General features: G+C 72.5%; 19 protein-coding genes. 11 read left to right on the top strand and 8 right to left on the bottom strand.

Annotation, left to right across the window (positions count from 1 at the left end; all coding sequences use genetic code 11):
• Positions 1-82: 82 nt before the first annotated feature.
• The gene (locus B9W62_RS05460) at positions 83-1,285 is read right to left on the bottom strand and encodes a saccharopine dehydrogenase family protein (protein ID WP_087805710.1); all 1,203 of its coding nucleotides are present in this window, start codon (positions 1,283-1,285) and stop codon (positions 83-85) included.
• Between the two features lie 207 nt (positions 1,286-1,492).
• Between B9W62_RS05460 and B9W62_RS05455 the strand changes: the two genes are divergently transcribed.
• From B9W62_RS05455 to B9W62_RS05445, 3 genes are all read left to right on the top strand, one after another.
• Entirely contained in the window at positions 1,493-2,680 is a 1,188-nt protein-coding gene (locus tag B9W62_RS05455; protein ID WP_087805708.1) for a CaiB/BaiF CoA transferase family protein, read from the top strand.
• 11 nt (positions 2,681-2,691) lie between these two features.
• Complete coding sequence (locus B9W62_RS05450) at positions 2,692-3,906, top strand: acetyl-CoA C-acetyltransferase (RefSeq protein ID WP_087805707.1); 1,215 nt, start codon at positions 2,692-2,694, stop codon at positions 3,904-3,906.
• A gap of 70 nt (positions 3,907-3,976) precedes the next feature.
• Positions 3,977-6,157: a 3-hydroxyacyl-CoA dehydrogenase NAD-binding domain-containing protein gene (locus B9W62_RS05445; protein ID WP_087811756.1), complete on the top strand. Its 2,181-nt coding sequence runs from the start codon at positions 3,977-3,979 to the stop codon at positions 6,155-6,157.
• Between the two features lie 9 nt (positions 6,158-6,166).
• On the opposite strand, the gene B9W62_RS05440 is transcribed toward B9W62_RS05445, so the two are convergent.
• The gene (locus tag B9W62_RS05440; protein ID WP_179235364.1) at positions 6,167-6,889 is read right to left on the bottom strand and encodes a MerR family transcriptional regulator; all 723 of its coding nucleotides are present in this window, start codon (positions 6,887-6,889) and stop codon (positions 6,167-6,169) included.
• A gap of 231 nt (positions 6,890-7,120) precedes the next feature.
• Between B9W62_RS05440 and B9W62_RS05435 the strand changes: the two genes are divergently transcribed.
• Both B9W62_RS05435 and B9W62_RS05430 read left to right on the top strand, forming a co-directional pair.
• Positions 7,121-8,587, top strand: a complete 1,467-nt coding sequence (locus B9W62_RS05435; protein ID WP_087805703.1) for an amino acid permease — start codon at positions 7,121-7,123, stop codon at positions 8,585-8,587.
• Positions 8,588-8,629: 42 nt separating this feature from the next.
• On the top strand, positions 8,630-9,115 hold the full coding sequence (locus B9W62_RS05430) for a macro domain-containing protein (RefSeq protein ID WP_087805701.1): 486 nt from the start codon (positions 8,630-8,632) through the stop codon (positions 9,113-9,115).
• 12 nt (positions 9,116-9,127) lie between these two features.
• Here the strand turns inward: B9W62_RS05430 and B9W62_RS05425 are convergent, their stop codons facing one another.
• Complete coding sequence (locus B9W62_RS05425) at positions 9,128-10,624, bottom strand: M1 family metallopeptidase (protein WP_179235363.1); 1,497 nt, start codon at positions 10,622-10,624, stop codon at positions 9,128-9,130.
• A 431-nt stretch (positions 10,625-11,055) separates the two neighbouring features.
• On the opposite strand from B9W62_RS05425, the gene B9W62_RS05415 reads away from it, so the two are divergent.
• A complete protein-coding gene (locus B9W62_RS05415) occupies positions 11,056-12,354 on the top strand; it encodes a M14 family zinc carboxypeptidase (protein WP_087805695.1) in 1,299 nt (432 codons plus the stop codon).
• 80 nt (positions 12,355-12,434) lie between these two features.
• Positions 12,435-14,171: a BCCT family transporter gene (locus tag B9W62_RS05410; protein WP_087805693.1), complete on the top strand. Its 1,737-nt coding sequence runs from the start codon at positions 12,435-12,437 to the stop codon at positions 14,169-14,171.
• Positions 14,172-14,204: 33 nt separating this feature from the next.
• Here the strand turns inward: B9W62_RS05410 and B9W62_RS05405 are convergent, their stop codons facing one another.
• Positions 14,205-15,167, bottom strand: a complete 963-nt coding sequence (locus B9W62_RS05405; RefSeq protein ID WP_087805691.1) for an FAD-dependent oxidoreductase — start codon at positions 15,165-15,167, stop codon at positions 14,205-14,207.
• Positions 15,168-15,233: 66 nt separating this feature from the next.
• Between B9W62_RS05405 and B9W62_RS05400 the strand changes: the two genes are divergently transcribed.
• Positions 15,234-16,280 (top strand): oxidoreductase, encoded by a 1,047-nt coding sequence (locus B9W62_RS05400; protein WP_087805689.1) that lies wholly within the window; start codon positions 15,234-15,236, stop codon positions 16,278-16,280.
• A gap of 35 nt (positions 16,281-16,315) precedes the next feature.
• Positions 16,316-17,962 (top strand): ABC-F family ATP-binding cassette domain-containing protein, encoded by a 1,647-nt coding sequence (locus B9W62_RS05395; protein WP_087805687.1) that lies wholly within the window; start codon positions 16,316-16,318, stop codon positions 17,960-17,962.
• Between the two features lie 119 nt (positions 17,963-18,081).
• On the opposite strand, the gene B9W62_RS05390 is transcribed toward B9W62_RS05395, so the two are convergent.
• From B9W62_RS05390 to B9W62_RS05385, 3 genes are all read right to left on the bottom strand, one after another.
• Entirely contained in the window at positions 18,082-20,424 is a 2,343-nt protein-coding gene (locus tag B9W62_RS05390) for a Tex family protein (protein ID WP_087805685.1), read from the bottom strand.
• 115 nt (positions 20,425-20,539) lie between these two features.
• Positions 20,540-20,671, bottom strand: coding sequence for an LPFR motif small protein (locus B9W62_RS40580; protein ID WP_256976191.1), 132 nt, complete (start codon positions 20,669-20,671; stop codon positions 20,540-20,542).
• 115 nt (positions 20,672-20,786) lie between these two features.
• Positions 20,787-21,656 carry an SCO6745 family protein gene (locus tag B9W62_RS05385; protein WP_179235362.1) on the bottom strand — a complete coding sequence of 290 codons (870 nt, stop codon included), beginning with the start codon at positions 21,654-21,656 and terminating at the stop codon, positions 20,787-20,789.
• Between the two features lie 114 nt (positions 21,657-21,770).
• Between B9W62_RS05385 and B9W62_RS05380 the strand changes: the two genes are divergently transcribed.
• Both B9W62_RS05380 and B9W62_RS05375 read left to right on the top strand, forming a co-directional pair.
• On the top strand, positions 21,771-22,742 hold the full coding sequence (locus tag B9W62_RS05380; protein ID WP_087805681.1) for a GlxA family transcriptional regulator: 972 nt from the start codon (positions 21,771-21,773) through the stop codon (positions 22,740-22,742).
• 47 nt (positions 22,743-22,789) lie between these two features.
• Positions 22,790-23,425: a DJ-1/PfpI family protein gene (locus B9W62_RS05375; RefSeq protein WP_087805679.1), complete on the top strand. Its 636-nt coding sequence runs from the start codon at positions 22,790-22,792 to the stop codon at positions 23,423-23,425.
• Here the strand turns inward: B9W62_RS05375 and B9W62_RS05370 are convergent.
• Entirely contained in the window at positions 23,412-24,167 is a 756-nt protein-coding gene (locus tag B9W62_RS05370) for an enoyl-CoA hydratase/isomerase family protein (protein WP_179235361.1), read from the bottom strand. The two genes, B9W62_RS05375 and B9W62_RS05370, sit on opposite strands and share 14 nt — an antisense overlap.
• Between the last annotated feature and the right edge of the window lie 164 nt (positions 24,168-24,331).

Raw genomic sequence — 24,331 nt, 5'->3', positions numbered from 1 at the left:
GCCCTCGCGACCTGCTGGACCTGCCGAACCCGCGGGATGCGCCGGATCCGCGGGGCAGCTGTACGCCTCCCGGAGCGGCCGCTCAGCGGGTCGCGGCGACCCGGAAGCCGATGCCCGCCGCCCGCAGCCGCTCGGTCAGCGCGTCGCCCATCGCCACGGCCGTGGTGACCTGCCCGGCCGTCGGCGGCAGGGGGTCGAGGGCGAGGCAGAGCGCCGCCTCGGCGAACATCTTGGCGGTCTCGTCGTACCCGGGGTCGCCGCCCACGACCTCGGTGAACACCGTGCGGCCGCCGCCCTCGCCCACGAAGCGGACCGAGAACCAGCTCTTCGCCCGCCGCTCGGCGCTCGGTCCCTCGCCCGGCGCGAGCCGCCCGGACAGCCAGCGCCGCGCGGGCGGCACCTGGGCCGCCGCCAGCAGCGCGCCCACGGCCGCCACCCCGCCCACCGCGACGGGCAGCCGCCGTACGGCCGCGTAGTGGCGGTAGCGGAAGTCCGGGCCATAGCGGTCCAGGGCCTTCGCGGAGCGGCGCACGATCTGCGCGTCCACGGTCGGCAGTGGCACCGCCCACGCCCCCACCTCCCCGGCGAACCGGGGCGCCCCGGTGGGCGTCACCACGCGGCGGCCGACCAGCCGGGGCTCGTGCCGCCGGCGTTCCAGCGCGGCGGCCCGCAGCGCCCGGCCGCGCGCGAACTGGCCCAGCGCGGAGGCGAACGTTCCGCCCGAGAACGTGGCACCGACCCGCACGAAGCCGTCCACCCTCAGCGGCACGCCCTCCGGGAGATGCCGCACGGTGAAGTACACGCCGAGGTCGTGCGGGACGGAGTCGAAGCCGCAGGCGTGCACCAGGCGGGCGCCGGTCTCCCGCGCGCGGGCGTCGTGGCGGACGTAGGCCAGGTCCACGAACTCGGGCTCCCCGGTGAGGTCGAGGTAGTCCGTGCCGGCCTCCGCGCACGCGGCGACCAGCGCGTCGCCGTACCGGACGTAGGGGCCGACCGTCGTGGCCAGCACCCGCGCCTGCGCGGCGAGTCCGCGCAGCGAGGCCGGATCGGACACGTCCGCGAGCAGCACGCCGATGCCGGCCGCGCTGTCCGCCGCGCTGTCCGCCACGGCGGTCAGCCGGTCGCGCAGGCGGCGCAGCTTCTCTCCGTCGCGGCCGGCGATCGCCCAGCGCAGTCCCTCCGGTGCGTGCGCGGCGAGGTACTCCGCCGTCAGTTCGCCGACGAACCCCGTCGCCCCGAACAGCACGATGTCGTACGGCCGGTCGGCCGCTTTCAGCCTGCTCATGACATCCCTTCGTCACCCGTCGGCAACCCCTGGGTCCGCAGCACGCGCCGTTGCCGGTGGCTGAGGCTAGCGTGAGGATCGCGCGACCCGGAGCGGAGCCTGCACCATAATTGGCTAAGCGCTTGCTCGCCCGGGTCTTGTGCCCAGTGGAACACGTTCTTAGCATCACTGGTGTTACATCGGTTGTGTCACAGAGCTGGGGGCTGGATGTCGGAAGCGAAGACGCCGACGCGGACGCCGGGCACCGAGGGCCCGCTCGCCGGCGTGCGCGTGGTCGAGCTGGCCGGTATCGGTCCCGGGCCCTTCGCCGCCATGCTCCTGGCCGACCTGGGCGCCGACGTCGTGCGCGTCGACCGCCCCGGCGGGCCCGGCCTCGGGATCGACCCGGCCCACGACGTCACCAACCGCAACAAGCGCTCCGTGGTCGTCGACCTCAAGGCAGCGGACGGCCCGGCCCGCGTCCTCGACCTCGCCGCGCGCGCGGACGTCCTGATCGAGGGCTACCGCCCCGGCGTCGCCGAACGGCTCGGCGTCGGCCCCCGGGACTGCCACGCCCGCAACCCGCGCCTCGTCTACGGCCGGATGACCGGCTGGGGCCAGGAAGGCCCGCTCGCCGATCGCGCCGGGCACGACATCGGGTACATCGCGCTCACCGGCACCCTCGGCATGATCGGCGGTCCCGACGCGCCCCCGGCCGTCCCCGCCAACCTCCTCGGCGACTACGCGGGCGGCTCCCTCTACCTGGTCGTCGGCATCCTCGCCGCCCTGCACCACGCGCGCGAGAGCGGCACCGGGCAGGTCGTGGACGCCGCCATCGTCGACGGCACCGCCCACCTCTCCACGATGATCCACGGCATGCTCGCCGCCGGAAGCTGGCAGGACCGGCGCGGCGCCAACCTCCTCGACGGCGGCTGCCCCTTCTACGGCACCTACGAGACCGCCGACGGCCGGTACATGGCGGTCGGTGCGCTCGAACCGCAGTTCTACGCCGAGTTCATGCGGCTGCTGGGCATCCCCGACCTGGCACCGGCCCGCGACGACCTGGCCCGCTGGCCCGAACTGCGCGAGGCCGTCGCCGCCCGGTTCAAGTCCCGTACCCGCGACGAATGGACGGCCGTCTTCGCCGACTCCGACGCCTGTACGGCCCCGGTCCTGTCGCTGCGCGAGGCCCCGCACCACCCGCACCTGGCCGCCCGCGCCACCTTCACCGAGCACGACGGCATCACCCAGCCGGCCCCCGCTCCCCGCTTCTCCGCCACGCCCACCGCCGTCCGCACCGGGCCCGCCCTGCCCGGCGCCGGCACCGAAGCCGTCGTCCGCGACTGGGGGCTGGCCCCCGACTGGGCCCCGCCCCCGGCCTCCCGCCCCGATCCCGCAGTGCACAACCCTCAGTGAAAGGCCTGCCAGTGAGCACCGAAGCGTACGTGTACGACGCGATCCGCACCCCGCGCGGACGCGGCAAGGCGAACGGCGCCCTGCACGGCACGAAGCCGATCGACCTGGTGGTCGGCCTCATCAAGGAGATCCGGGCCCGTTTCCCCGACCTGGACCCGGCGGCGGTGGACGATGTCGTGCTCGGTGTCGTCGGTCCGGTCGGCGACCAGGGCTCCGACATCGCGCGTATCGCGGCGATCGCGGCCGGGCTGCCGGACACGGTGGCCGGCGTGCAGGAGAACCGCTTCTGTGCCTCGGGCCTGGAGGCCGTCAACATGGCCGCCATGAAGGTGCGCTCCGGCTGGGAGGACCTGGTCCTCGCGGGTGGCGTCGAGTCCATGTCCCGCGTCCCGATGGCCTCGGACGGCGGCGCCTGGTTCAACGACCCGATGACGAACCTCGCCACCAACTTCGTCCCGCAGGGCATCGGGGCCGACCTGATCGCGACGATCGAGGGTTTCTCGCGCCGTGACGTGGACGAGTACGCGGCGCTGTCCCAGGAGCGTGCGGCCACCGCCTGGAAGGAGGGCCGTTTCGAGCGGTCCGTCGTGCCGGTGCGCGACCGCGCCGGTCTCACGGTCCTCGACCACGACGAGCACCCGCGCCCCGGGACCACCGCGGACTCCCTCGGCAAGCTCAAGCCGTCCTTCGCGGACATCGGTGAGCTGGGCGGTTTCGACGCGGTGGCGTTGCAGAAGTACCACTGGGTGGAGAAGATCGACCACGTCCACCACGCGGGCAACTCCTCCGGCATCGTCGACGGCGCCTCCCTGGTCGCCATCGGCTCCAAGGAGGTCGGTGACCGCTACGGTCTGCGGCCGCGCGCCCGGATCGTCTCCGCCGCCGTCTCCGGCTCCGAGCCCACCATCATGCTCACCGGGCCTGCCCCGGCCACCCGCAAGGCGCTGGCCAAGGCGGGGCTGACCGTCGACGACATCGATCTGGTCGAGATCAACGAGGCGTTCGCGGCGGTGGTGCTGCGGTTCGTGAAGGACATGGGCCTGTCGCTGGACAAGGTCAACGTCAACGGCGGCGCCATCGCGCTCGGTCACCCCCTCGGCGCCACCGGCGCGATGATCCTCGGCACCCTCGTCGACGAACTGGAGCGCCAGGACAAGCGCTACGGCCTCGCCACCCTGTGCGTGGGCGGCGGCATGGGCATCGCCACCATCGTCGAGCGCATCTGACCCCCTCCCGACGGATACGACGGCCACGACGGCCATGACGGCCTCGACGGATCACCTGGAGCACACCCTCATGAGCACCGAGCCCACCACCATCCGCTGGGAGCAGGACGACACCGGTGTCGTCACCCTCGTCCTCGACGACCCCGACCAGTCCGCGAACACCATGAACCAGGCGTTCCGCGACTCCCTGGCGGCGATCACCGACCGCCTGGAGGCCGAGAAGGACTCCATCCGCGGCGTCATCGTCACCTCCGCCAAGAAGACCTTCTTCGCCGGCGGCGACCTGCGCGACCTCATCCGCGTCACCCCGGAGACGGCTCAGGACCTCTTCGACGGCGGCATGGCCATCAAGCGCAACCTGCGCCGCATCGAGACCCTCGGCAAGCCCGTCGTCGCCGCCATGAACGGCGCGGCCCTCGGCGGCGGTTACGAGATCGCCCTGGCCTGCCACCACCGCGTCGCCCTCGACGCCCCCGGCTCCAAGATCGGCTGCCCCGAGGTCACCCTCGGCCTGCTCCCCGGGGGCGGCGGCGTCGTCCGCACCGTCCGGATGCTGGGCATCACGGACGCCCTCCTGAAGGTCCTCCTCCAGGGCACCCAGTACAACCCGCGCCGCGCCCGGGAGAACGGCCTGGTCGACGAGGTCGCCGACAGCCGCGAGGACATGCTCGCCAAGGCCCGCGCCTTCATCGACGCCCACCCGGAGTCGGCTCAGCCCTGGGACCGGCCCGGCTACCGCATCCCCGGCGGCACTCCGGCCCACCCGAAGTTCGCGGCCAACCTGCCCGCCTTCCCCGCCAACCTGCGCAAGCAGACGAACGGTGCCCCGTACCCGGCGCCGCGCAACATCATGGCCGCCGCCGTCGAGGGCTCCCAGGTCGACTTCGAGACCGCCCAGGTCATCGAGGCCCGCTACTTCGTCGAGCTGGCCGCCGGTCAGACCTCGAAGAACATGATCCAGGCGTTCTTCTTCGATCTCCAGGCGGTCAACTCGGGTGCGAACCGTCCCAAGGGCGTCGAGCCGAGGAAGGTCACGAAGGTGGCCGTGCTGGGTGCGGGGATGATGGGTGCGGGCATCGCCTACTCGTGTGCCCGCGCCGGCATCGACGTGGTGCTGAAAGACGTTTCGCTGGAGTCGGCGGTCAAGGGCAAGGCGTACTCGGAGAAGCTGTGCGCGAAGGCCGTCGCGAAGGGCCGGACCAGCCGGGAGAAGGCCGACGCGCTCCTCGCCCGGATCACGCCGACCGCCGAGGTGGCCGATCTCGCGGGCTGTGACGCGGTGATCGAGGCGGTGTTCGAGGACACCTCGCTCAAGCACAAGGTGTTCCAGGAGATCGAGCACGTCGTCGCCCCCGACGCGCTGCTGTGCTCCAACACCTCCACGCTGCCCATCACGGCGCTGGCCGAGGGCGTCGAGCGGCAGGGCGACTTCATCGGGCTGCACTTCTTCTCACCCGTGGACCGGATGCCGCTGGTGGAGATCATCAAGGGCGAGCGGACCGGGGAGGAGGCGCTGGCACGCGCGTTCGATCTGGTGCGGCAGATCAGCAAGACGCCGATCGTGGTGAACGACTCGCGGGGCTTCTTCACCTCCCGGGTCATCGGCCACTTCATCAACGAGGGCGTCGCGATGGTCGGCGAGGGCATCGAGCCCGCCTCGGTGGAGCAGGCGGCGGCCCAGGCCGGCTACCCGGCGAAGGTGCTGTCCCTGATGGACGAGCTGACGCTGACCCTGCCCCGGAAGATCCGCGAGGAGACGAAGCGGGCCGTGGAGGAGGCGGGCGGTACCTGGACGGCGCATCCCGCCGAGGCGCTCATCGACCGCATGGTCGACGAGTTCGGCCGCCCGGGACGCAGTGGTGGTGCCGGGTTCTACGCGTACGGCGAGGACGGCAGGCGGGCCGGGCTGTGGCCGGGGCTGCGCGAGCACTTCACCAAGCCGGGCTATGAGATCCCGTTCGTCGACATGCAGGAGCGGATGCTCTTCGCGGAGGCGCTGGACACGGTCAGGCTCCTGGAGGAGGGGGTGCTGACGTCCGTGGCCGACGCCAACGTCGGGTCGATCTTCGGCATCGGCTTCCCGGGCTGGACCGGTGGCGTCCTGCAATACATCAACGGCTACGACGGGGGCCTGCCCGGCTTCGTCGCCCGTGCCCGCGAACTGGCCGACCGCTACGGCGACCGCTTCACGCCGCCCGCCCTGCTGGTGGAGAAGGCGGACAAGGGGGAGGTCTTCACGGACGGCCGCTGAGCCGCCGGATCACTCACCCGCCTCCTTGTCGAGCCACTCCCGCAGCTCCGCGCGCAGCGACCGCTGGAACGTGGTCAGCAGTGCCTGCACCACCAGCGGGTGCATGTGGGCGGACAGCGACCGCACGTCCGGCGCGTCGCGTTCGGCGACCGCGTCGCGCAGCAGCCGCGACAGGTCCCGCGCGGCGGCGCGGGAGTGCTCCAGGAGCGCGGTGCGGGCGGCGAGGACCGTCTCGGGGGAGAAGGGCACGTCGAGCAGCTCGACGCCGAGCCGGAGCAGCGCGGCGTCGACGCGGTAGCCGTCGCCGTCGGGCACCGCGACGTCCATCGCCCCCAGCCGGTCCACCTCCTCGTCGGTGAGCGGTCGCCCCGCCCGCCTGCCCAGCTCCTGGCGGGTGACCCGCTCCACCGTCTCCGGCGCCCAGGAGGCCACCACCGCGCGGTGCAGCGCCAGGTCGCGGGCGCTCAGATCCGACGGCAGCTGCCCCAGGTACCGCTCGATCGCGGCCAGCGTCATGCCCTGGTGCTGCAACTCCTCGATCAGCGCCAGCCGCGCCAGGTGCTCCCCGTCGTAGCGTCCCACCCGGCGCGGGCCGATCACGGGCGGCGGCAGCAGCCCCTTGGTGCCGTAGAAGCGGACCGTGCGCACCGTGACGCCGGCCCGCGCGGCCAGCTCGTCGATCGTGAGGGTCTGCGCCCCGCCGTCGGCTGCCTCGGTGTCGCTCGTCGTCATGTGCAGCAGTATCGCTGTCCCACCAATGCTGTGACACCTCTTGTGCACCGGGTGGAGACCGGCGGCGGATCATGTGAGAAGTCACGCTGTGTGACACATGACACCGCATGTCTACGCAGCGTCGTGGGAAGGTGCTGCCTTGGTCTGTGCCGCGAGGGTGGTGCGGGCCTTGTCACTGTACGGACGACCCGGGCACATCCCGCCCGGGCGCACCAGAGAGTGGAACCACCCGTGAGCAAGGACGCCGTCGCCACGGCACAGGCCGCCGCCCACCCACAGGCGGCCGAACGACCCGCGGACGCGGGCGACGCCGGCTACAGCAAGGACCTCAAGGCCCGCCACGTCAACATGATCGCCATCGGCGGCGCGATCGGCACCGGCCTCTTCCTCGGCGCCGGCGGGCGTCTGCGCGACGCCGGACCGGCGCTCGCGATCGCCTACCTCGTCGCCGGAGTCTTCGCCTTCTTCGTCGTCAAGGCCCTCGGTGAGCTGGTCCTCTACCGGCCCTCCTCCGGTTCCTTCGTGTCGTACGCGCGCGAGTTCCTCGGTGAGAAGGGCGCCTACGTCGCCGGCTGGATGTACTTCCTGAACTGGTCGACGACCGGGATCGCCGACATCACCGCGATCGCGCTGTACACGCACTACTGGAGCATGTTCACGAGCATCCCCCAATGGGTGCTGGCCCTGGTCGCCCTCGCGGTGGTCCTGGCCGTGAACCTGATCTCGGTGAAGATCTTCGGCGAGATGGAGTTCTGGTTCGCGATCGTCAAGGTCGCCACCCTCGTCGGCTTCATGCTGATCGGCATCTTCCTGCTCGCTACCCAGCACGAGGTGAGCGGGCAGACCCCGGGCATGGGCATGATCACCGACCACGGCGGCGTCGTCCCGCACGGCGTGATGCCCGTGGTCCTCGTCATGCAGGGCGTGATCTTCTCCTACGCGGCCCTGGAACTGGTCGGCGTCGCCGCGGGCGAGACCGCCGAGCCGCACAAGATCGTTCCCCGCGCGGTGAACTCGATCATGTGGCGGGTGGCCCTGTTCTACGTCGGCTCGGTCGTCCTCCTGGCCCTGCTGCTGCCCAGTTCGCTCTACTCGGGTGACGAGAGCCCCTTCGTCACCGTGCTGTCGGGGATCGGGGTCCCGGCCGCCGGTGACGTGATGAACCTCGTCGTCCTCACCGCCGCGATGTCGTCGCTCAACTCCGGCCTGTATTCCACCGGCCGCATCCTGCGCTCCATGGCGATGGCCGGGTCCGCGCCCCGGTTCACCGGCGTGATGAGCCGCAGCCAGGTCCCCTACGGCGGCATCCTGCTGACCTGCGCCGTGTGCGTCCTCGGCGTCGGTCTGAACTACCTGGTGCCGAGCAAGGCCTTCGAGATCGTGCTGAACGTGGCCTCCCTGGGCATCATCAGCACGTGGGTGATCATCATGATCTGCCACCTGGTGTTCGTCCGCCGGGCGCGTGCGGGCCTGGTCGAACGGCCGAGCTTCCGGCTGCCCGGCAGCCCCGTCACGGAGATCGTCACGATCGCCTTCCTGCTGGCGGTCATCGGCCTGATGTGGAACGACGAGGAGGTCGGCCGCAAGACCGTGCTGCTGGTGCCCGTCATCGCGGTGATGCTGGTGGCCGGCTGGTTCGGCGTCCGGCGCCGGGTCGCGCACCAGGCCGGGCAGGAGCCGGCGACGCCGAAGGAGTAGCGACCCGGGGCCACTGTCAGTGGTGGCCCGTACGGTGGCGTCATGTCGGAGATCGAATACGTCCGGGGTGACGCCACCGCGCCGTCGGTCAAGGGCGTCAAGATGATCGCCCACGTGTGCAACGACCTCGGTGGCTGGGGCAAGGGCTTCGTCCTTGCCGTCTCCCGCCGCTGGCCGCAGCCGGAGGCGGCGTACCGCGCCTGGCACCGCGACCGGGCGGCCAACGACTTCGGTCTCGGAGCGGTCCAGTTCGTCCAGGTCGAGCCGTACGTGTGGGTGGCCAACATGATCGGCCAGCACGGCACGAGGACCGGCAGCAAGGGCGTCCCGGTGCGCTACGAGGCCATCGGCACCGCTCTCGGCCGCGTCGCCGACAGGGCCGCCGAGCTGGACGCGTCCGTGCACATGCCCCGCATAGGCTGCGGCCTGGCAGGCGGTAAGTGGTCCCGCGTGGAGCCGCTCATATCCGACCGCCTCGCCCGGCGCGGCATCCCCGTGACCGTCTACGACCACGGGGACACCGCCTAGGCCGTCCGCGGCTCAGTGCTCGTGCACGCCGTTCGTCGCGGCGATCTTCCGCCAGGAACGGGGCTGCACGGGCGGCGTCGCGGGGGCCTTCGCGAGGGACCGGGTGCTCGCCGCCGGGGCGTCCGGCTTCGACGGCTGGAACAGCCACGTGTCGAACAGCGCCGCGAGCGGCTTGCCCGACACCTCCTCGGCGTACCGCTGGAAGTCCGCGACGGACGCGTTGCCGTGGGCGTACCTCGCGGGCCAGCCCTTCAGCACGGTGAAGAAGGCGTCGTCCCCGATCTCGTTGCGCAGCACCTGCACGGCCAGCGCGCCCCGGTCGTAGACGGCGCCGTCGAACTGGTTCTCCGGGCCCGGGTCACCTGGCTTCACCGTCCAGAACGCGTCGTCGGCCGGGTGCGAGGCGTACGTGTAGTCGGCCAGTTCCTGCGCCGTGCCCTCGCCCTCGTGCTCGGACCACAGCCACTGGGCGTACCGCGCGAAGCCCTCGTTGATCCAGATGTCCTTCCAGCCGCGCACCGAGACCAGGTCGCCGTACCACTGGTGGGCCAGCTCGTGCACGACGACGGACACGTTCGACCCGTTCGCGAACTGCCGCGGGCTGTAGAACGGCCGGGTCTGCGTCTCCAGCGCGTACCCGGTGGTGGTGTTCGGCACGTAGCCGCCGAGCGCGTCGAACGGATACGGCCCGAAGTACTCGCTCAGCCAGTCCGCGACCTCCCCGGTCCGCTCCACGCTGGCCCGCGCCGCGCCGTCGTTGGCGCCCAGGTCCCTGCTGTAGGCGTTGACGACCGGGATGCCGCCCTCGGTGGTGCCGGTGGTGAGGTCGAACGTCCCCACCGCCAGCGTGGCGAGGTACGTGGCCTGCGGCTGGTCCGAGCGCCAGTTCCAGCGCGTCCAGCCGAGCCGCGAACTCGTCGACTGGAGCGTGCCGTTGGAGATCGCCTGGGTGCCGTCCGGCACCTGCACCGACACGTCGTAGGTGGCCTTGTCCAGCGGGTGGTCGTTGCTGGGGAACCACCAGGCCGCGGCCTCGGGCTCGTTCGCGGCGACGCCGCCGTCCGGGGTGCGGTGCCAACTGGTGAAGCCGAACGCCTGCTTCGAGGACGGCACACCGCTGTAGCGGACGACGACGGTGAGGGGTGTGCCCTTGTCCAACGGCTTCCGCGGGGTGATCTCCAGCTCCTGCTCGCCCGAGGTCGTGAACGAGGCCTTGGCGCCGTTCACCCGCACCTCGCCGACGTCCAGCAGGAAGTCCAGGTTGAACCGCGACAGGTCCGCGGTGGTGCGGGCCAGGATCGTCGCCGTCCCCTCCAGCCGGTCCGTGGCCGGCTGGTACTTCAGGCGCAGGTCGTAGTGCGAGACGTCGTAGCCGCCGTTGCCGTAGGCCGGGTAGTAGGGGTCGCCGATGCCCGGAGCGCCGGGGGAGTGGGCCGCCGCCGACGCCGGGATCGCCAGCATGAGGGAGGCGGCGCCCAGTGCGCCCGGCACGATGATTCTGCGGTGCACGAAAGCTCCAAGTCGTAGGGGCACGAGATCCGTTCGGAACCTGTTCGGAGCCTATTCAGCCCCTGTGCCCACCGTCATGTCCACGGCCACTCCTGTCACACGATCGCCATCCGGCCGTCATGGGCCGCTCCCGGCCCTCTTATGCGCGGGAGTGGGCCGATGTACCGTCCGCGCATGCCGATACGCATGCGCCTCACTCTCGGGAGACCGCTCGCGACGGCGGCCCCGGCCCGGTTGTCCGCCGTGCGCGTCGACCGGGGCCCCGTCGGCCCGCGTGCCGACACGCCGACACCCGCCTTGGACCGCCCCCGCACGTCGGCCCGCGTACCGTTCGTCGGCGGCACCGCCGCGACCAGGGCCACCACCGGTCCGGGCACCGCCGGTCCGGCACCCGCGCCGCACCCCACGCACCGTGTCCCGAAGGGAGGCCGATGAACCGCCTGCGCACCCTGACCGCGACCACCGCGGCCCTCGCCGCGTCCCTGCTGGTCCCGTCCCTCCTCACCGCACCCGCCCACGCCGACGGCACCGCGCACCACCCGCCCCGCACCGGCTTCGAGCGGACGAACGGCGCCCGCTGGACCACCCAGCCGGAGGAACAGGACCTGCTGGCCGCCGCCGACCGGGCGAGCGACCGCGTCGCCCTCGACCGCATCGGCACCACGAAGCAGAACCGCCCCCTTCAGCTCGTGACCATCGGCAGACCCTCCGCCGCCAGCAAGGTCCTCCTCGTGTGCAGCCAGCACGGCGACGAACCCTCCGGCCGCGAGGCCTGCCTGACCACCGTGCGGGACCTCGCGTACGCCACCGACCGCGCGACCCGGCGCTTCCTCGACCGCACCACCGTGCTCGTGCTGCCCACCGCCAACCCCGACGGCCGGGCCGCCGACACCCGCGGCAACGGCGACGGCGTCGACGTCAACCGCGACCACCTGGCCCTGGCGACGGCGGAGGCCCGCGCCCTGGCCGCCGTCGTCCGCGACGAGCGCCCCGACGTCATCTACGACCTGCACGAGTACGGCGCCACACCCCCGTACTACGACAAGGACCTCTTCGACCTCTGGCCCCGCAACCTCAACACCGCCGCACCGGTCCACGACGAGGCCCGCACCCTGTCCGGCGCGTACGTCCGCCCCGCCGCCGAGCACGCCGGGTACTCGACCGGCACGTACGGCATCTGGACCGACCCCGTAACCGGCGACCCGGTCAAGCAGACCGCCGGCGACGGCCAGGAACGCATCCTGCGCAACATGTCCGGCGTGAAGCACGCGGTCGGCCTGCTCATCGAGAGCCGCGTCGACGCCCTCACCGACGCCGAGCGCGACGACCCGGCCCTCAACCACCGGCGCCGGGTGGACTCCCAGCTCGCCGCCCTGGACGGCATGTTCCGCTTCGCGGACCGGCGGCGCGGAAGCGTCGAGGCGGCCACGGGCGCCGCGCGCCGCGCGGGACTGGCCGATTCCGGACCCGTGTACCTGGGCGGCGCGGACAACGACCCGGCCGAGGACTCCGAGGTCCTCCGGGACCCGCCCTGCGGCTACCGGCTGACTGCCGCCCAGTACCGGGACGTCGGGGACGAACTCGCTCTGCACGGTGTACGAGTGCGCCCGACCGGGGAGAAGGGCGCCTACGTACCGCTGCGCCAGTCACAGCGTGCCCTGGTGCCACTGCTCCTGGACGAGCGCGCGACGTACCACGTGACCGCGGGCCGACCGGACACCCGCTGCTGAGGAGGTGAGTTCCGCGTCTTACGTGGTAAGGGCGTAGCGGTGGAGTATTTTCGGCCTGATCGACTGGAAAGGTGCCGCCTGTGACGCAGGACCGACCAAGCGACAAGGAAGAGCACGAAAGAGGCACGCTTCCGGGTTCGGAAGCGGGCCTGCCGGGGCAGGAGCACCGGCCCCGGACCGACCGCGTCGTCTTCGGCGTCACGGCCGTCCTGACCCTGGCGTTCGTCATCTGGGGCGCCGCCGCCACCGACTCGCTGGAGGACGTCTCCAGCAGCATGCTCGGTGGCCTGCTGCACAACGGCGGCTGGGCGTTCACGCTGGCCGCCTCCGGTTTCGTGGTCTTCGCCCTCTGGCTCGCGGCCAGCCGCTACGGCCGTATCCACCTGGGGGCCGAGGGCGAGGAACCCGAGTTCAAGACGGTGTCCTGGGTCGCCATGATGTTCAGCGCCGGCATGGGCATCGGCCTGATGTTCTACGGCGTGAGCGAGCCGCTCGCGCACTACACCACGCCCCCGCCCGGCACCAGCCCGGCCGACTCCGGCGACCGCATGGCCACGGCCATGGCCACCACCCTGTTCCACTGGACGCTCCACCCGTGGGCGATCTACGCCGTGGTCGGACTCGGCATCGCCTACAGCACCTTCCGCAGGCGCCGCAGGCAGACCATAAGCGCCGTGTTCACCCCGCTCATCGGCGAGAAGCACGCCAACGGCGCCGGCGGCCGGGTCATCGACATCCTGGCCATCATCGCGACGATCTTCGGCTCCGCCGCCTCACTCGGCCTCGGCGCCCTCCAGATCGGCTCCGGCATGGAGAAGCTCGACTGGATGGACAAGGTCAGCACCGGACTCCTCGTCGGCATCATCGCGGTGCTGACGGTGGCGTTCGTGGCCTCCGCGATCTCCGGCGTGGAGAAGGGCATCCAGTGGCTGTCCAACACCAACATGGTGCTGGCCCTGCTGCTCGCCGTCTTCGTGTTCGTCGCGGGCCCGACGATCCTCATCCTCGACCTGCTGCCGACCTCAATCTTCGCCTACCTCGGCGAGCTGCCCCAGATGGCCGGCCGCACCGAGATCAGCGGCGGCAAGGAGGTCGCGGACTGGCTGGGCAGCTGGACCGTCTTCTACTGGGCGTGGTGGATCTCCTGGACGCCCTTCGTCGGCATGTTCATCGCCCGCATCAGCCGGGGCCGGACGATCCGCCAGTTCATCGGCGGCGTCATCCTGGTGCCCAGCACGGTCAGCCTGATCTGGTTCGCGATCTTCGGCGGCTCGGCCATGCGGTTGCAGGAGCAGAACCGGCTGGGTGACGACTCGACCCCGGAGGGGCAGCTCTTCGGCGTGCTCCAGGAGTACCCCATCGCCACCGCCAGCAGCCTGCTGGTGATGATCCTCGTCGGCATCTTCTTCGTCTCGGGCGCCGACGCGGCCTCCATCGTGATGGGCACGCTCTCGCAGAAGGGCGCGCTCGAACCCAGCCGCTGGGTGGTCGTCGTCTGGGGCGTGGTGACCGGCGCCGTCGCGGCCATCATGCTGCTGATCGGCAGTGGCGAGGCGGACGCGCTCACCGGTCTGCAAAACCTCACGATCCTCGCGGCGGCGCCGTTCGTCATCGTGATGATCTTCATGTGCGTCGCGCTCATGCGCGATCTGCGCCGCGACCCGCTCATGGTGCGCGGCGAGATGGCCAACGAAGCCGTCGAACTGGCCGTCATCGAGGGTCACAAGCAGTACGAGGGCGAATTCGAGATCCGGATCGGCCCCGGCCCCGGCACGGACGTGGAGGGCGACCCGATCGGCAAGCACCACGAGGTCTGACCCCCGAGGGGCCGGCCGACCGGACCACGCGCGTCAGGAGGCGAGCCGGGCCGCCTCCTGCGCGCACCCCCAGGCCACGGTGACGCCCGCGCCGCCGTGGCCGTAGTTGTGCACCAGCAGCCGCCCGTCCGGCAGCGTCCCGCGCTCCAGCCGCACCGCGTCCCGGGCCGGCCGCAGCCCCACCAGGTGCGCGAGCACCCGCGCCCCGGCGATCTCGGGACGCAGGGCCGCGCACCGCCGCACGATGGCCGCCGCGACCGCCGGGTCCGGCTCGGTCGACCAGGCGTCCTCCTCGGCCGTCCCGCCCAGCAGGAGCCGCCCCGGCTGCGGAAGGAAGTACGTCGTCTCCCCGGAGTCCGCGTCGGCCGAGACCATCCAGTTGTCGATGCCGGGGTTCTCCACGACGACCAGTTGCCCGCGCACCGGCCGCACCGCCGCGTCCGGCACCAGGTCCCGGGCGCCCAGGCCGGTGCAGTTCACCACGACCGGTGCGTCCGCCTCGGCCAGGTCGGTCACCGCACGGTCCTCCACCGTGCCGCCCGCGGCCACCAGCCGCTCCCGCAGCCACGGCAGATGAGTCGACATGTCGATGAGCGGCAGCCGCGCCCACAACCCCGTCCCGTCGTACTCGGCGGCGCTCGCCGCACGCAGCCCCGGCAGCCGGGCCGCCGCCCACCCGTCCACCTCGTCCAGGCCGGTCTCGCCGAGCACCCCTTCGAGCATGCGTACGCCGGTCTGCTCGGGCCGGGCGGCCAACTCCTCGTAGACGTCCAGGGAACGCAGCGCCCAGGCCTGCGCCAGCGCGACCGGCTCGATCCGGTACGGCCACCACAGCCCGCCCGCGACCACCGAGGTGGTCCGCTCCGCGGGCTCCCGCGTCCACACCCGTACCCGCCTGCCCCGCTCGGCGAGGACGACCGCCGTCGTCAGCCCGATCACCCCGCCGCCGACCACGACGACTTCGCCATCCCGCTCGCCATCCAGTTCGGTTTCCACACCAGGACGTTAACCGAACGACCCGCACCGTGCTCCAAGCGGTTCCGCCCCGGGAATACTCACCGCATGGCTGCCGAGTACGCGACCTTCGGACTGGCCCCGGCGACGCGCGCCGGCCACGTCCACACCGACGGCGACTTCCAGGTCCACCGCGACTTCATGGACTTCGTCGTCGACGGACGCCCCCTCCTGTTCCGCCTCTGCGACCTGGACGCGGTCTCCCCGCTCGCCTCCGACGTACCGCCCGCCATCTTCACCGCACAGGTCCGCGGCCTGCTCCTGGAGACCGACGCGCCGCTGCCCGGCGGCCGGTACGTCATCTACGGCTGCCCCGAGTGCGCGGACCTGGCCTGCGGCGCGGTGACCGCCGTGATCCTGCGGGACGGCGACGACTTCGTCTGGCGGGACTTCGCCTGGCAGACCTCGGAACACGCCGACCTGGAGCTGAACGGCTACCACGGCATCGGCCCCTACCGCTTCCCCGGCGCCGTATACCGCGCGGCCCTCGCCCCCCTGCTCGACGGCGCCCCGCGCCCCCGCCGCCGGGTCCTGCTCATCGGCGCCCGCGTCGCCCTGCTCGCCCGGCTCGCCGCCGCGCTGCGCACCATCGGCATCGGCGCCGACATCACCCAGGACGCCCGCGACGTGCCGGCCGACGAACTGCGGACCTACGGCGCCGTCGCCTTCGGCCGCACGGTCACCGAGACCCGGCGCGCGTCCGTACGCCGGGCCTTCGCCGACGCCGGCGTGGACGTCGCCCACGTCGACGGCCTGGCCCCGGTCGTCCCCGTACTCGTCGCCCAGATCGAACACGCCCTGGACCGCGGCCCGGCCGAACGCCACCGCCTGACCCGCCTGACGGCGACCACCGCCGCCGCGGACGTCGAGGTCACCTCGCCCTGCCGGGTACGCCTCACCGCGTACCGGCTCGACCGCCTCCACCGCACCCACGTCCACGAGATCTTCGACGGCCTGCTGGAACCGGGCGGCCACCGTGTCGCCCTGGACGCGGGCGCGGTGAAGGGGGAGGCGTACGTGGTGGCGCGCACGCCGGGAAGCGTGCTGGTGACGGCGGTGGCGAGGGGCGGACCGGGGCCGGGGGAACCCGGCTGATCGGGCGCGGGAGCGGGGCTAAAATCGACGGTCTGATGACTGCCACCCTCGTCGCCAAGAACCTCGCCGCCGGCCACGGCGACCGCTCCCTGTTCACCGGGCTCGACCTCGTCGTCGCACCCGGCGACGTCATCGGTCTCGTCGGGGCCAACGGCGCGGGCAAGTCCACCCTCCTGCGGATGCTCGCCGGGCTGACCGTGCCGGAGGAGGGCGAGCTGCGCCTGTCCCCGCCCACCGCCACCGTCGGCCACCTCCCGCAGGAGCCGGAGCGCCGCCCCGGCGAGAGCGTGCGGGAGTTCCTGGCCCGCCGCACCGGCGTCACCGACGCCCAGCACGCCATGGACGAGGCCACCCAGGCCCTGGTCGACGGCGCACCCGGCGCCGACGACGCCTACGCGACCGCTCTGGAGCGCTGGCTGGCCCTGGGCGGCGCCGACCTCGACGACCGGGCGGAGGAGACCGCCGAAGCGCTGGGCCTGACCGTCGACCTGGACCAGCCGATGACCTCGCTGTCCGGAGGCCAGGCGGCGCGGGCCGGACTTGCCTCCCTCCTCCTCTCCCGCTACGACGTCTTCCTCCTCGACGAGCCGACCAACGACCTCGACCTGGACGGCCTGGAGCGCCTCGAACGCTTCGTCACCGGCCTGCGCGCCGGCACCGTCGTCGTCAGCCACGACCGCGAGTTCCTCACCCGCACCGTCACCAAGGTCCTCGAACTCGACCTCGCGCAGCGGCAGATCAACCTCTACGGCGGCGGCTACGAGGCGTACCTGGAAGAACGCGAGGTGGCCCGCCGGCACGCCCGCGACGACTACGAGGAGTACGCCGACAAGCGGGCCTCCCTCCAGGACCGGGCCCAGACGCAGCGCGCCTGGATGGACAAGGGCGTCAAGAACGCCCGGCGCAAGGCGGGCAACGACAACGACAAGATCGGCCGCAAGTTCCGCAGCGAGGCCAGCGAGAAGCAGGCCGCCAAGGCCCGCCAGACCCAGCGCATGATCGAACGCCTCGAGGTCGTCGAGGAGCCGCGCAAGGAATGGGACCTGCGCATGGAGATCGCCTCGGCGCCCCGCTCCGGCGCGGTCGTGGCCACCCTGCGCGACGCCGAGGTCCGGCGCGGCGACTTCGTCCTCGGCCCGGTCTCCCTCCAGATCGACTGGGCGGACCGGGTGGCGGTGACCGGAGCCAACGGCGCGGGCAAGTCCACGCTGCTCGGCGCCCTCCTCGGCCGTGTCCCCCTCGATGCCGGGCACGCGGCACTGGGCTCCGGTGTCCTGCTCGGCGAGGTCGACCAGGCCCGCAAGCTGTTCCACGGCCCCGAGGTCCTGCTCGACGCCTTCCGCGCGGCGGTCCCGGACATGGACCCGGCGGAGATCCGCACCCTCCTGGCCAAGTTCGCCCTCAAGGCCGACCACGTCGTCCGCCCGGCGGCGACCCTCTCACCCGGCGAGCGCACCCGAGCCGCCCTCGCCCTCCTCCAGGGCAAGGGCGTCAACCTCCTGGTCCTGGACGAGCCGACCAACCACCTCGACCTCCCGGCCATCGAGCAGCTCGAATCGGCCCTGGACGCCTACGAGGGCACCCTCCTCCTGATCACCCACGACCGCCGCATGCTCAACGCGGTACGGGTAACCCGCCGCCTGGAGGTAACGGACGGCAAGGTGGTGGAGGCGACCGCCTAACTGCGGGCAGTCGCCAGCCGCCCAGCTGCGGGCAATCGTGCCGCAGGGCGGCACGGGTGGGCGCAGCGGCACCCCGTACCGCCGGGCCGGGCACCCGCCCCCGCCCCACCGCCGGAGGCCTACGCCAACCCGGCCCGCCGCAACGCATCCGCCATCGCCCCGCTGGACGGCGCAGGCGCCGACGAAGGCCGCCCCTTACCGCCCCCGGAGCCACCCTGCCGCTGCTGCCGCTGCCGGGGCGGCTTCCCGCCCCGCTCCTTCTTCGGCTCCCCCTGCGGAGCAGCCTCGTCGTCCAGCCGCAGCGTCAACGAGATCCGCTTCCGCGGAATGTCGACGTCCATGACCTTCACCTTCACGATGTCCCCGGGCTTCACCACGTCCCGCGGATCCTTCACGAACGTCTTCGACATGGCCGACACGTGCACCAGCCCGTCCTGGTGCACACCGACGTCCACGAACGCCCCGAACGCGGCGACGTTGGTGACGACCCCCTCCAGCACCATCCCGGACGCCAGGTCGGAGATCTTCTCCACGCCCTCCTTGAAGGTGGCCGTCTTGAAGGCGGGCCGCGGGTCGCGCCCCGGCTTCTCCAGCTCCCGCAGGATGTCCGTGACCGTGGGCAGACCGAACGTCTCGTCCACGAACTGGTCCGGCCTCAGCGACCGCAGCACCGACGTGTTGCCGATCAGTCCGGCCACCTCCTGCCCGGCGGTCTTCACCATCCGCCGCACCACGGGGTACGCCTCGGGGTGCACGCTGGACGCGTCCAGCGGGTCGTCGCCGCCCCGGATCCGCAGGAAGCCCGCGCACTGCTCGTACGCCTTGGGACCGAGCCGCGACACCTTCTTCAGCGCGGTCCGCGACGTGAACGGCCCGTTCGCGTCGCGGTGCGCCACGATGTTCTCGGCGAGCCCCGACGTGATGCCGGAGACCCGGGCGAGCAGCGGCGCGGAAGCCGTGTTGACGTCCACCCCCACGCCGTTCACACAGTCCTCGACCACCGCGTCCAGCGAGCGCGACAGCTTCACCTCGGACAGGTCGTGCTGGTACTGCCCGACGCCGATCGACTTCGGGTCGATCTTCACCAGCTCGGCCAGCGGATCCTGCAACCGCCGCGCGATCGACACGGCGCCGCGCAGCGAGACGTCCATGTCCGGCAGTTCCTGGGAGCCGAAGGCCGAGGCCGAGTACACGGAGGCGCCCGCCTCGGACACCATCACCTTGGTCAGCTGCAACTCGGGGTGCTTGGCGATGAGTTCACCGGCGAGCTTGTCGGTTTCGCGGGAGGCCGTGCCGTTGCCGATGGCGATCAGGTCGACCGTGTGCTCCTTAGCCAGCCGCGCCAGCTTGGCGATCGCCTCGTCCCACCGGTTGGCGGGGACGTGCGGGTGGATCACGTCCGTGGCCACGACCTTGCCGGTCGCGTCGACCACGGCGACCTTCACCCCGGTACGGAAACCGGGGTCGAGGCCGAGTGTCGCCCGGGTGCCCGCCGGTGCGGCCAGCAGCAGGTCGCGGAGGTTCGCGGCGAACACGTTCACCGCCTCGTCCTCGGCGGCCGTGCGCAGCCGCAGCCGCAGGTCGATGCCGAGGTGCACCAGGATGCGGGTGCGCCAGGCCCAGCGGACGGTGTCGCCCAGCCACTTGTCCCCCGGCCGGCCGCGGTCGGCGATCCCGAACCGGCTCGCGACGATCGCCTCGTACGACGACGGGCCCTCGGTGGGCTCCTCGGGCTCCAGCACGAGGTCGAGCACGTCCTCCTTCTCGCCGCGCAGCATCGCGAGGACGCGGTGCGAGGGCAGCTCGGTGAACGGCTCGGCGAAGTCGAAGTAGTCGGCGAACTTCGCGCCGGCCTCCTCCTTGCCGTCCTTGACCTTGGCGGCGAGCCGCCCGCGCGTCCACATCCGCTCGCGCAGCTCGCCGATCAGGTCGGCGTCCTCGGAGAACTTCTCCGTGAGGATCGAGCGCGCGCCGTCCAGGGCGGCCTGCGGATCGGCCACGCCCTTGTCGGCGTCGACGAACGCGGCCGCGGCGGCCGTCGGGTCCACCGACGCATCGGCGAGCAGGCCCTCGGCCAGCGGCTCGAGGCCCGCCTCGCGCGCGATCTGCGCCTTCGTCCGCCGCTTCGGCTTGAACGGCAGGTAGATGTCCTCCAGGCGCGCCTTGGTCTCCGCCCCGCGGATGCGCGCCTCCAGCTCCTCCGTGAGCTTGCCCTGCTCGCGCACCGAGTCCAGGATCGCCGTGCGCCGCTCCTCCAGCTCCCGCAGATAGCGCAGCCGTTCCTCGAGCGTGCGCAACTGCGCGTCGTCGAGCATCTCGGTCGCTTCCTTGCGGTAGCGGGCGATGAAGGGCACCGTCGAACCGCCGTCGAGCAGCTCGACCGCGGCCTTCACCTGCCGCTCGCGCACGCCGAGCTCTTCGGCGATCCTGCTTTCGATGGACCCTACGTCGGGTGTCGTCACGATCCCGTACCGCCTTCTCACTGAGGTTGCGCGGCAATTGTGGCAGGCGGGACCGACAATCGGGGAGCAGGGCACCGTCCCGGCCGGTCGGAACCGGCGGGGGAGGCGGCCGCAATCAGACCCGGCGGCCCCTGGTGGAGGACGAGGCCCCGCCGAAGAGCCGGGCCAGGGCCCGGAACGGAAGCGTCACCACGGTGGCGACTGCGCCACCGATCTGGCGCAGTACGTCTGCGATGGCACGGAACACGAGTTACCCCTTTCGTCTCCCGACCACTGCGGCCGGGAGACTTACGGGTACCTCCGCAACGGCCTCGCATGCCTGTTCGTACGTCTTGTGCGTGCCCGGGCGTGTCGCCGGCGGGTCAGCGCCCGGCGAGCAGGTCCGCCGGGAAGGCGCCCGCACCGAGCGCCGTGCGCGCGAAGGCCGCCCCCAGTTCCGTCAGGCGCGCCACGCCCTCCGCTCCCAGGTGCGCGTAGGGGGCCGCGTCCAGGCGGTCCGTCTCGCGTTCGACGTCCTCGCGCAGGGCCGTGCCCTGCTCGGTCAGCCCGCCGGCCGCGTCGATCAGTCCCCGCTCGCGCAGCCGGCCGACGGCCGCGTCCCACTCCTCCCGGGTCCAGCCCCGGGTGCTGAAGATCCACTTCGGTGCCATGCCCTTGCCGGTCGCCGTGTGCGTCACCAGCGCCTCCAGGCCGTCCAGACCCGCGGTCAGCAGCGTGGCGAGGTGGCCGTCGCCGCGGTGCTCGCGCAGCAGTGTCGCGGCGTGCCAGAGCGCCAGGTGCGGCGCGTCGGGCACCGGCAGGTCCGCGTGGGCCGAGTAGAGCGGGCGGCCACTGCGCGTGCAGCCCTCGGCGGCGCGCAGGGCCAGCTCGGCGGCCTCCGCCATCCCGGCCGAGGTCACGGCCTCCTCGCCCAGCAGACGGCGCAGCGTCGCGTCCACGGCGCGCACACGTGCCGCCAGCGCCTGCTCCGGCGTGACCTTCTCCCACACGGCCGGCACGTGCCGGGCGACGAGGTCGTGGTTGTAGTTGTAGAACGCCGCCGTCACGGCACCGGCGCCGACCGGACCCAGCGCGGCGGCGCGCGCCGCGAAGTTCACGGCCGGGGCCTCGGTGACCCCGAGGGCGCCCAGTTCCCGGCCCAGGTCGGGCGAGAAGTAGTGCGTGGAGTGCAGCGAGTTGAGCGCGTTGTGGCAGCGGCGGCCCGCGCGCGGGTCGATGGCGGAAGTTGTCATGCCACGCACGTTACCAACCGCTCAGTACGTACTCGAGGCCCGCGGTGCGCATGGCAGGAAAGGAGGGATTCTCGTCATTGCGGCCGTACGGCGGCGGGGCGAACAATCGACGGCATGGCGCAGCGAACCGGCCGAACCGTACTGGTCCTCCTCTTCGACGACGTCCAGAGCCTCGACGTCACCGGCCCCGTGGAGGTCTTCGCGGGCGCCGAGACGCACACGCCGGGCACGTACCGCATCCGCACGGCGTCGCTGGACGGGGCTCCCGTGCGCACGTCCAGCGGGCTGACCGTCGTACCGGACCAGGCGCTCACCGGCGACCTGCCGGAGCCGGACACCCTGGTGGTCCCCGGCGGCCAGGGCTCGCGGAATCCCGACCCGCGACTGATCGCCTGGCTGAGCGAGCGCGGCCCCGGCGTCCGGCGCCTCGTCTCCGTCTGCACCGGCGCGATCCTGCTGGCCCGGGCGGGACTGCTGGACGGCCGCCGCGTCACCACCCACTGGGCCTACAGCGACCGGCTCGCCCGCGACCACCCGGCCGTGGACGTCGACCCCGACCCCATCTACGTCCGGGACGGGCACGTGGCCACGTCCGCCGGCGTCACCTCCGGCATCGACCTCGCCCTCGCCCTGGTGGAGGAGGACCTGGGCCGCGACGTCGCCCTGACCGTCGCCCGGCACCTGGTGGTCTTCCTGCGCAGACCCGGCAACCAGGCCCAGTTCAGCGCCCAGCTCGCCGCACAGACCGCGCGCAGGGAGCCGCTGCGCCGGCTCCAGCACTGGATCACCGAGCATCCCGGCGCCGACCTGAGCGTCGAGTCCCTCGCCGCCCGGGCCAGCCTCTCGCCGCGCCACTTCGCCCGCGCGTTCCAGGCCGAGACCGGCACCACGCCCGGACGGTACGTCGACCGGGTCCGCCTGGAACACGCCCGCCGGCTCCTGGAGGACACCGGCGACGGCGTCGAGGAGGTCTCCCGCGCCAGCGGCTACGGCACCCCCGAGGCCATGCGCCGCGCCTTCGTCAAGGCCCTCGGCAGCTCGCCGGCGGAGTACCGCCGCCGCTTCAGGCCCGCGCCGGTGCGCTGAAGCCCGGACCCGCACCACCGTCACCGACCGATCCCGGGAGGAAACACGTGCAGATCGCCATCGTCCTGTTCGACCGCTTCACCGCTCTCGACGCCCTGGGCCCGTACGAGACCCTCGGCCGTCTCCCGGACGCGGAGACCGTCTTCGTGGCCGAACGCACCGGCCCCGTGCGCACCGACACCGGAGACCTCGCCCTCACCGCCGACCGGACGCTGGCCGACGTACCCGGCCCCGACATCGTCGTCGTCCCCGGCGGCCCCGGCCAGACGCCGCAGATGGAGAACGAGACCCTGCTGGACTGGCTGCGCACCGCCGACGCCACCAGCACCTGGACCACGTCCGTGTGCACGGGCTCCCTGCTGCTCGCCGCCGCCGGACTGCTGGAAGGGCGCCGCGCCACCTCGCACTGGCTGGCGCTGGACTTCCTGAAGCGGTTCGGCGTCGAGCCCACCGGGGAACGGGTCGTCACCGACGGCAAGTACGTCACCGCGGCCGGGGTCTCCTCCGGCATCGACATGGGGCTGACCCTGCTCGGCCGGATCGCCGGCGACGAGCACGCCCAGGCCGTGCAGCTGCTGACCGAGTACGACCCGCAGCCGCCCTACGACGCCGGGTCCCCGGCCAAGGCGCCCGCGCACCTCGTCGAGGAGTTCCGCGGCCAAAGCCGGTTCACCCCGGCGTAGACCCGTTCCAGCCGAACCGCGGCTGCCTGCGCTCCAGGAAGGCGGCGACCCCCTCCGCGGTGTCGCCGCTGCGCCGCGCCTGCGCCGTCCAGTGGGCGTCGCGGTCCGTACGCCCGTTCGCGAACTCCTTCGCTGCGGCCTGCGTCAGCAGGGAGCGGGACGCCAGCAGCCGGGTGAACTCCGACACCCGCGCGTCCAGCTCGCCCACCGGCAGCACCTCGTCCACCAGACCGGTGCGCAGCGCCCGTGCCGCGTCGATCAACTCACCGCTGAACAGCAGGTACTTCGCGGTGGCGGGCCCGGTCAACGCCACCAGCCGACGGGTGGCGGACGCTGTGTACACGACCCCCAGCTTGGCCGGGGTCACGCCGAACAGCGCCGTCTCCTCGGCGAACCGCAGGTCGCAGGCGGCCGCCAACTGCGCCCCGCCGCCCACGCAGTGCCCCCGGATCGCCGCCAGCGTCGGCTTGGGGAACGCGGCGAGGGCCTCCTCGGCCCGCACCGCCAGCTCCTGCGCCTCCTCCGCCGACTCGCGCAGGGTCGAGATGTCCGCCCCGGCGCAGAAAGTCCCGCCCTCGCCGGTGAGCACCAGCGCCCGCACCCCGGCATCGGCGGCCAGGTCGTCGAGGACGCGGGGCAGCGCCCGCCACATCGCGACCGTCATGGCGTTGCGCTTGGCCGGGTGGTGGACGACGACGGTGGCGACCGAGTCGGCGACCCGGCGCAGCAGCTGCGGCTCCATGGACCGGATGCTATCCACCGGCCCCCGCACCGCGAACGCTCGGGCAGGCGGAACAGGAACGGTCCCGTGTCATGCGTCAACGATCAGAAATCGCTCGATACATGCTGACTTGTGTTCAGTCCTCCGGTGCGGCGCGACGCGTTACCAACACTCAGGGGTGTGGT

It is taken from the genome of Streptomyces sp. CS113 (assembly GCF_002188365.1).
In the GTDB taxonomy this organism is placed as follows: domain Bacteria; phylum Actinomycetota; class Actinomycetes; order Streptomycetales; family Streptomycetaceae; genus Streptomyces; species Streptomyces tendae.
This window is presented reverse-complemented; position numbering and strand designations above follow the sequence as displayed.

Excerpts from the sequence above, each read along its gene's own strand:
- B9W62_RS05460 (WP_087805710.1), bottom strand. The coding sequence starts at position 1,285 with ATGAGCAGGCTGAAAGCGGCCGACCGGCCGTACGACATCGTGCTGTTC.
- B9W62_RS05385 (WP_179235362.1), bottom strand. The coding sequence starts at position 21,656 with ATGACAACTTCCGCCATCGACCCGCGCGCGGGCCGCCGCTGCCACAAC.
- B9W62_RS05415 (WP_087805695.1), top strand. The coding sequence starts at position 11,056 with ATGAACCGCCTGCGCACCCTGACCGCGACCACCGCGGCCCTCGCCGCG.
- B9W62_RS05380 (WP_087805681.1), top strand. The coding sequence starts at position 21,771 with ATGGCGCAGCGAACCGGCCGAACCGTACTGGTCCTCCTCTTCGACGAC.
- B9W62_RS05370 (WP_179235361.1), bottom strand. The coding sequence starts at position 24,167 with ATGGAGCCGCAGCTGCTGCGCCGGGTCGCCGACTCGGTCGCCACCGTC.
- B9W62_RS05455 (WP_087805708.1), top strand. The coding sequence starts at position 1,493 with ATGTCGGAAGCGAAGACGCCGACGCGGACGCCGGGCACCGAGGGCCCG.
- B9W62_RS05430 (WP_087805701.1), top strand. The coding sequence starts at position 8,630 with ATGTCGGAGATCGAATACGTCCGGGGTGACGCCACCGCGCCGTCGGTC.
- B9W62_RS05445 (WP_087811756.1), top strand. The coding sequence starts at position 3,977 with ATGAGCACCGAGCCCACCACCATCCGCTGGGAGCAGGACGACACCGGT.
- B9W62_RS05395 (WP_087805687.1), top strand. The coding sequence starts at position 16,316 with ATGACTGCCACCCTCGTCGCCAAGAACCTCGCCGCCGGCCACGGCGAC.
- B9W62_RS05400 (WP_087805689.1), top strand. The coding sequence starts at position 15,234 with ATGGCTGCCGAGTACGCGACCTTCGGACTGGCCCCGGCGACGCGCGCC.
- B9W62_RS05440 (WP_179235364.1), bottom strand. The coding sequence starts at position 6,889 with ATGACGACGAGCGACACCGAGGCAGCCGACGGCGGGGCGCAGACCCTC.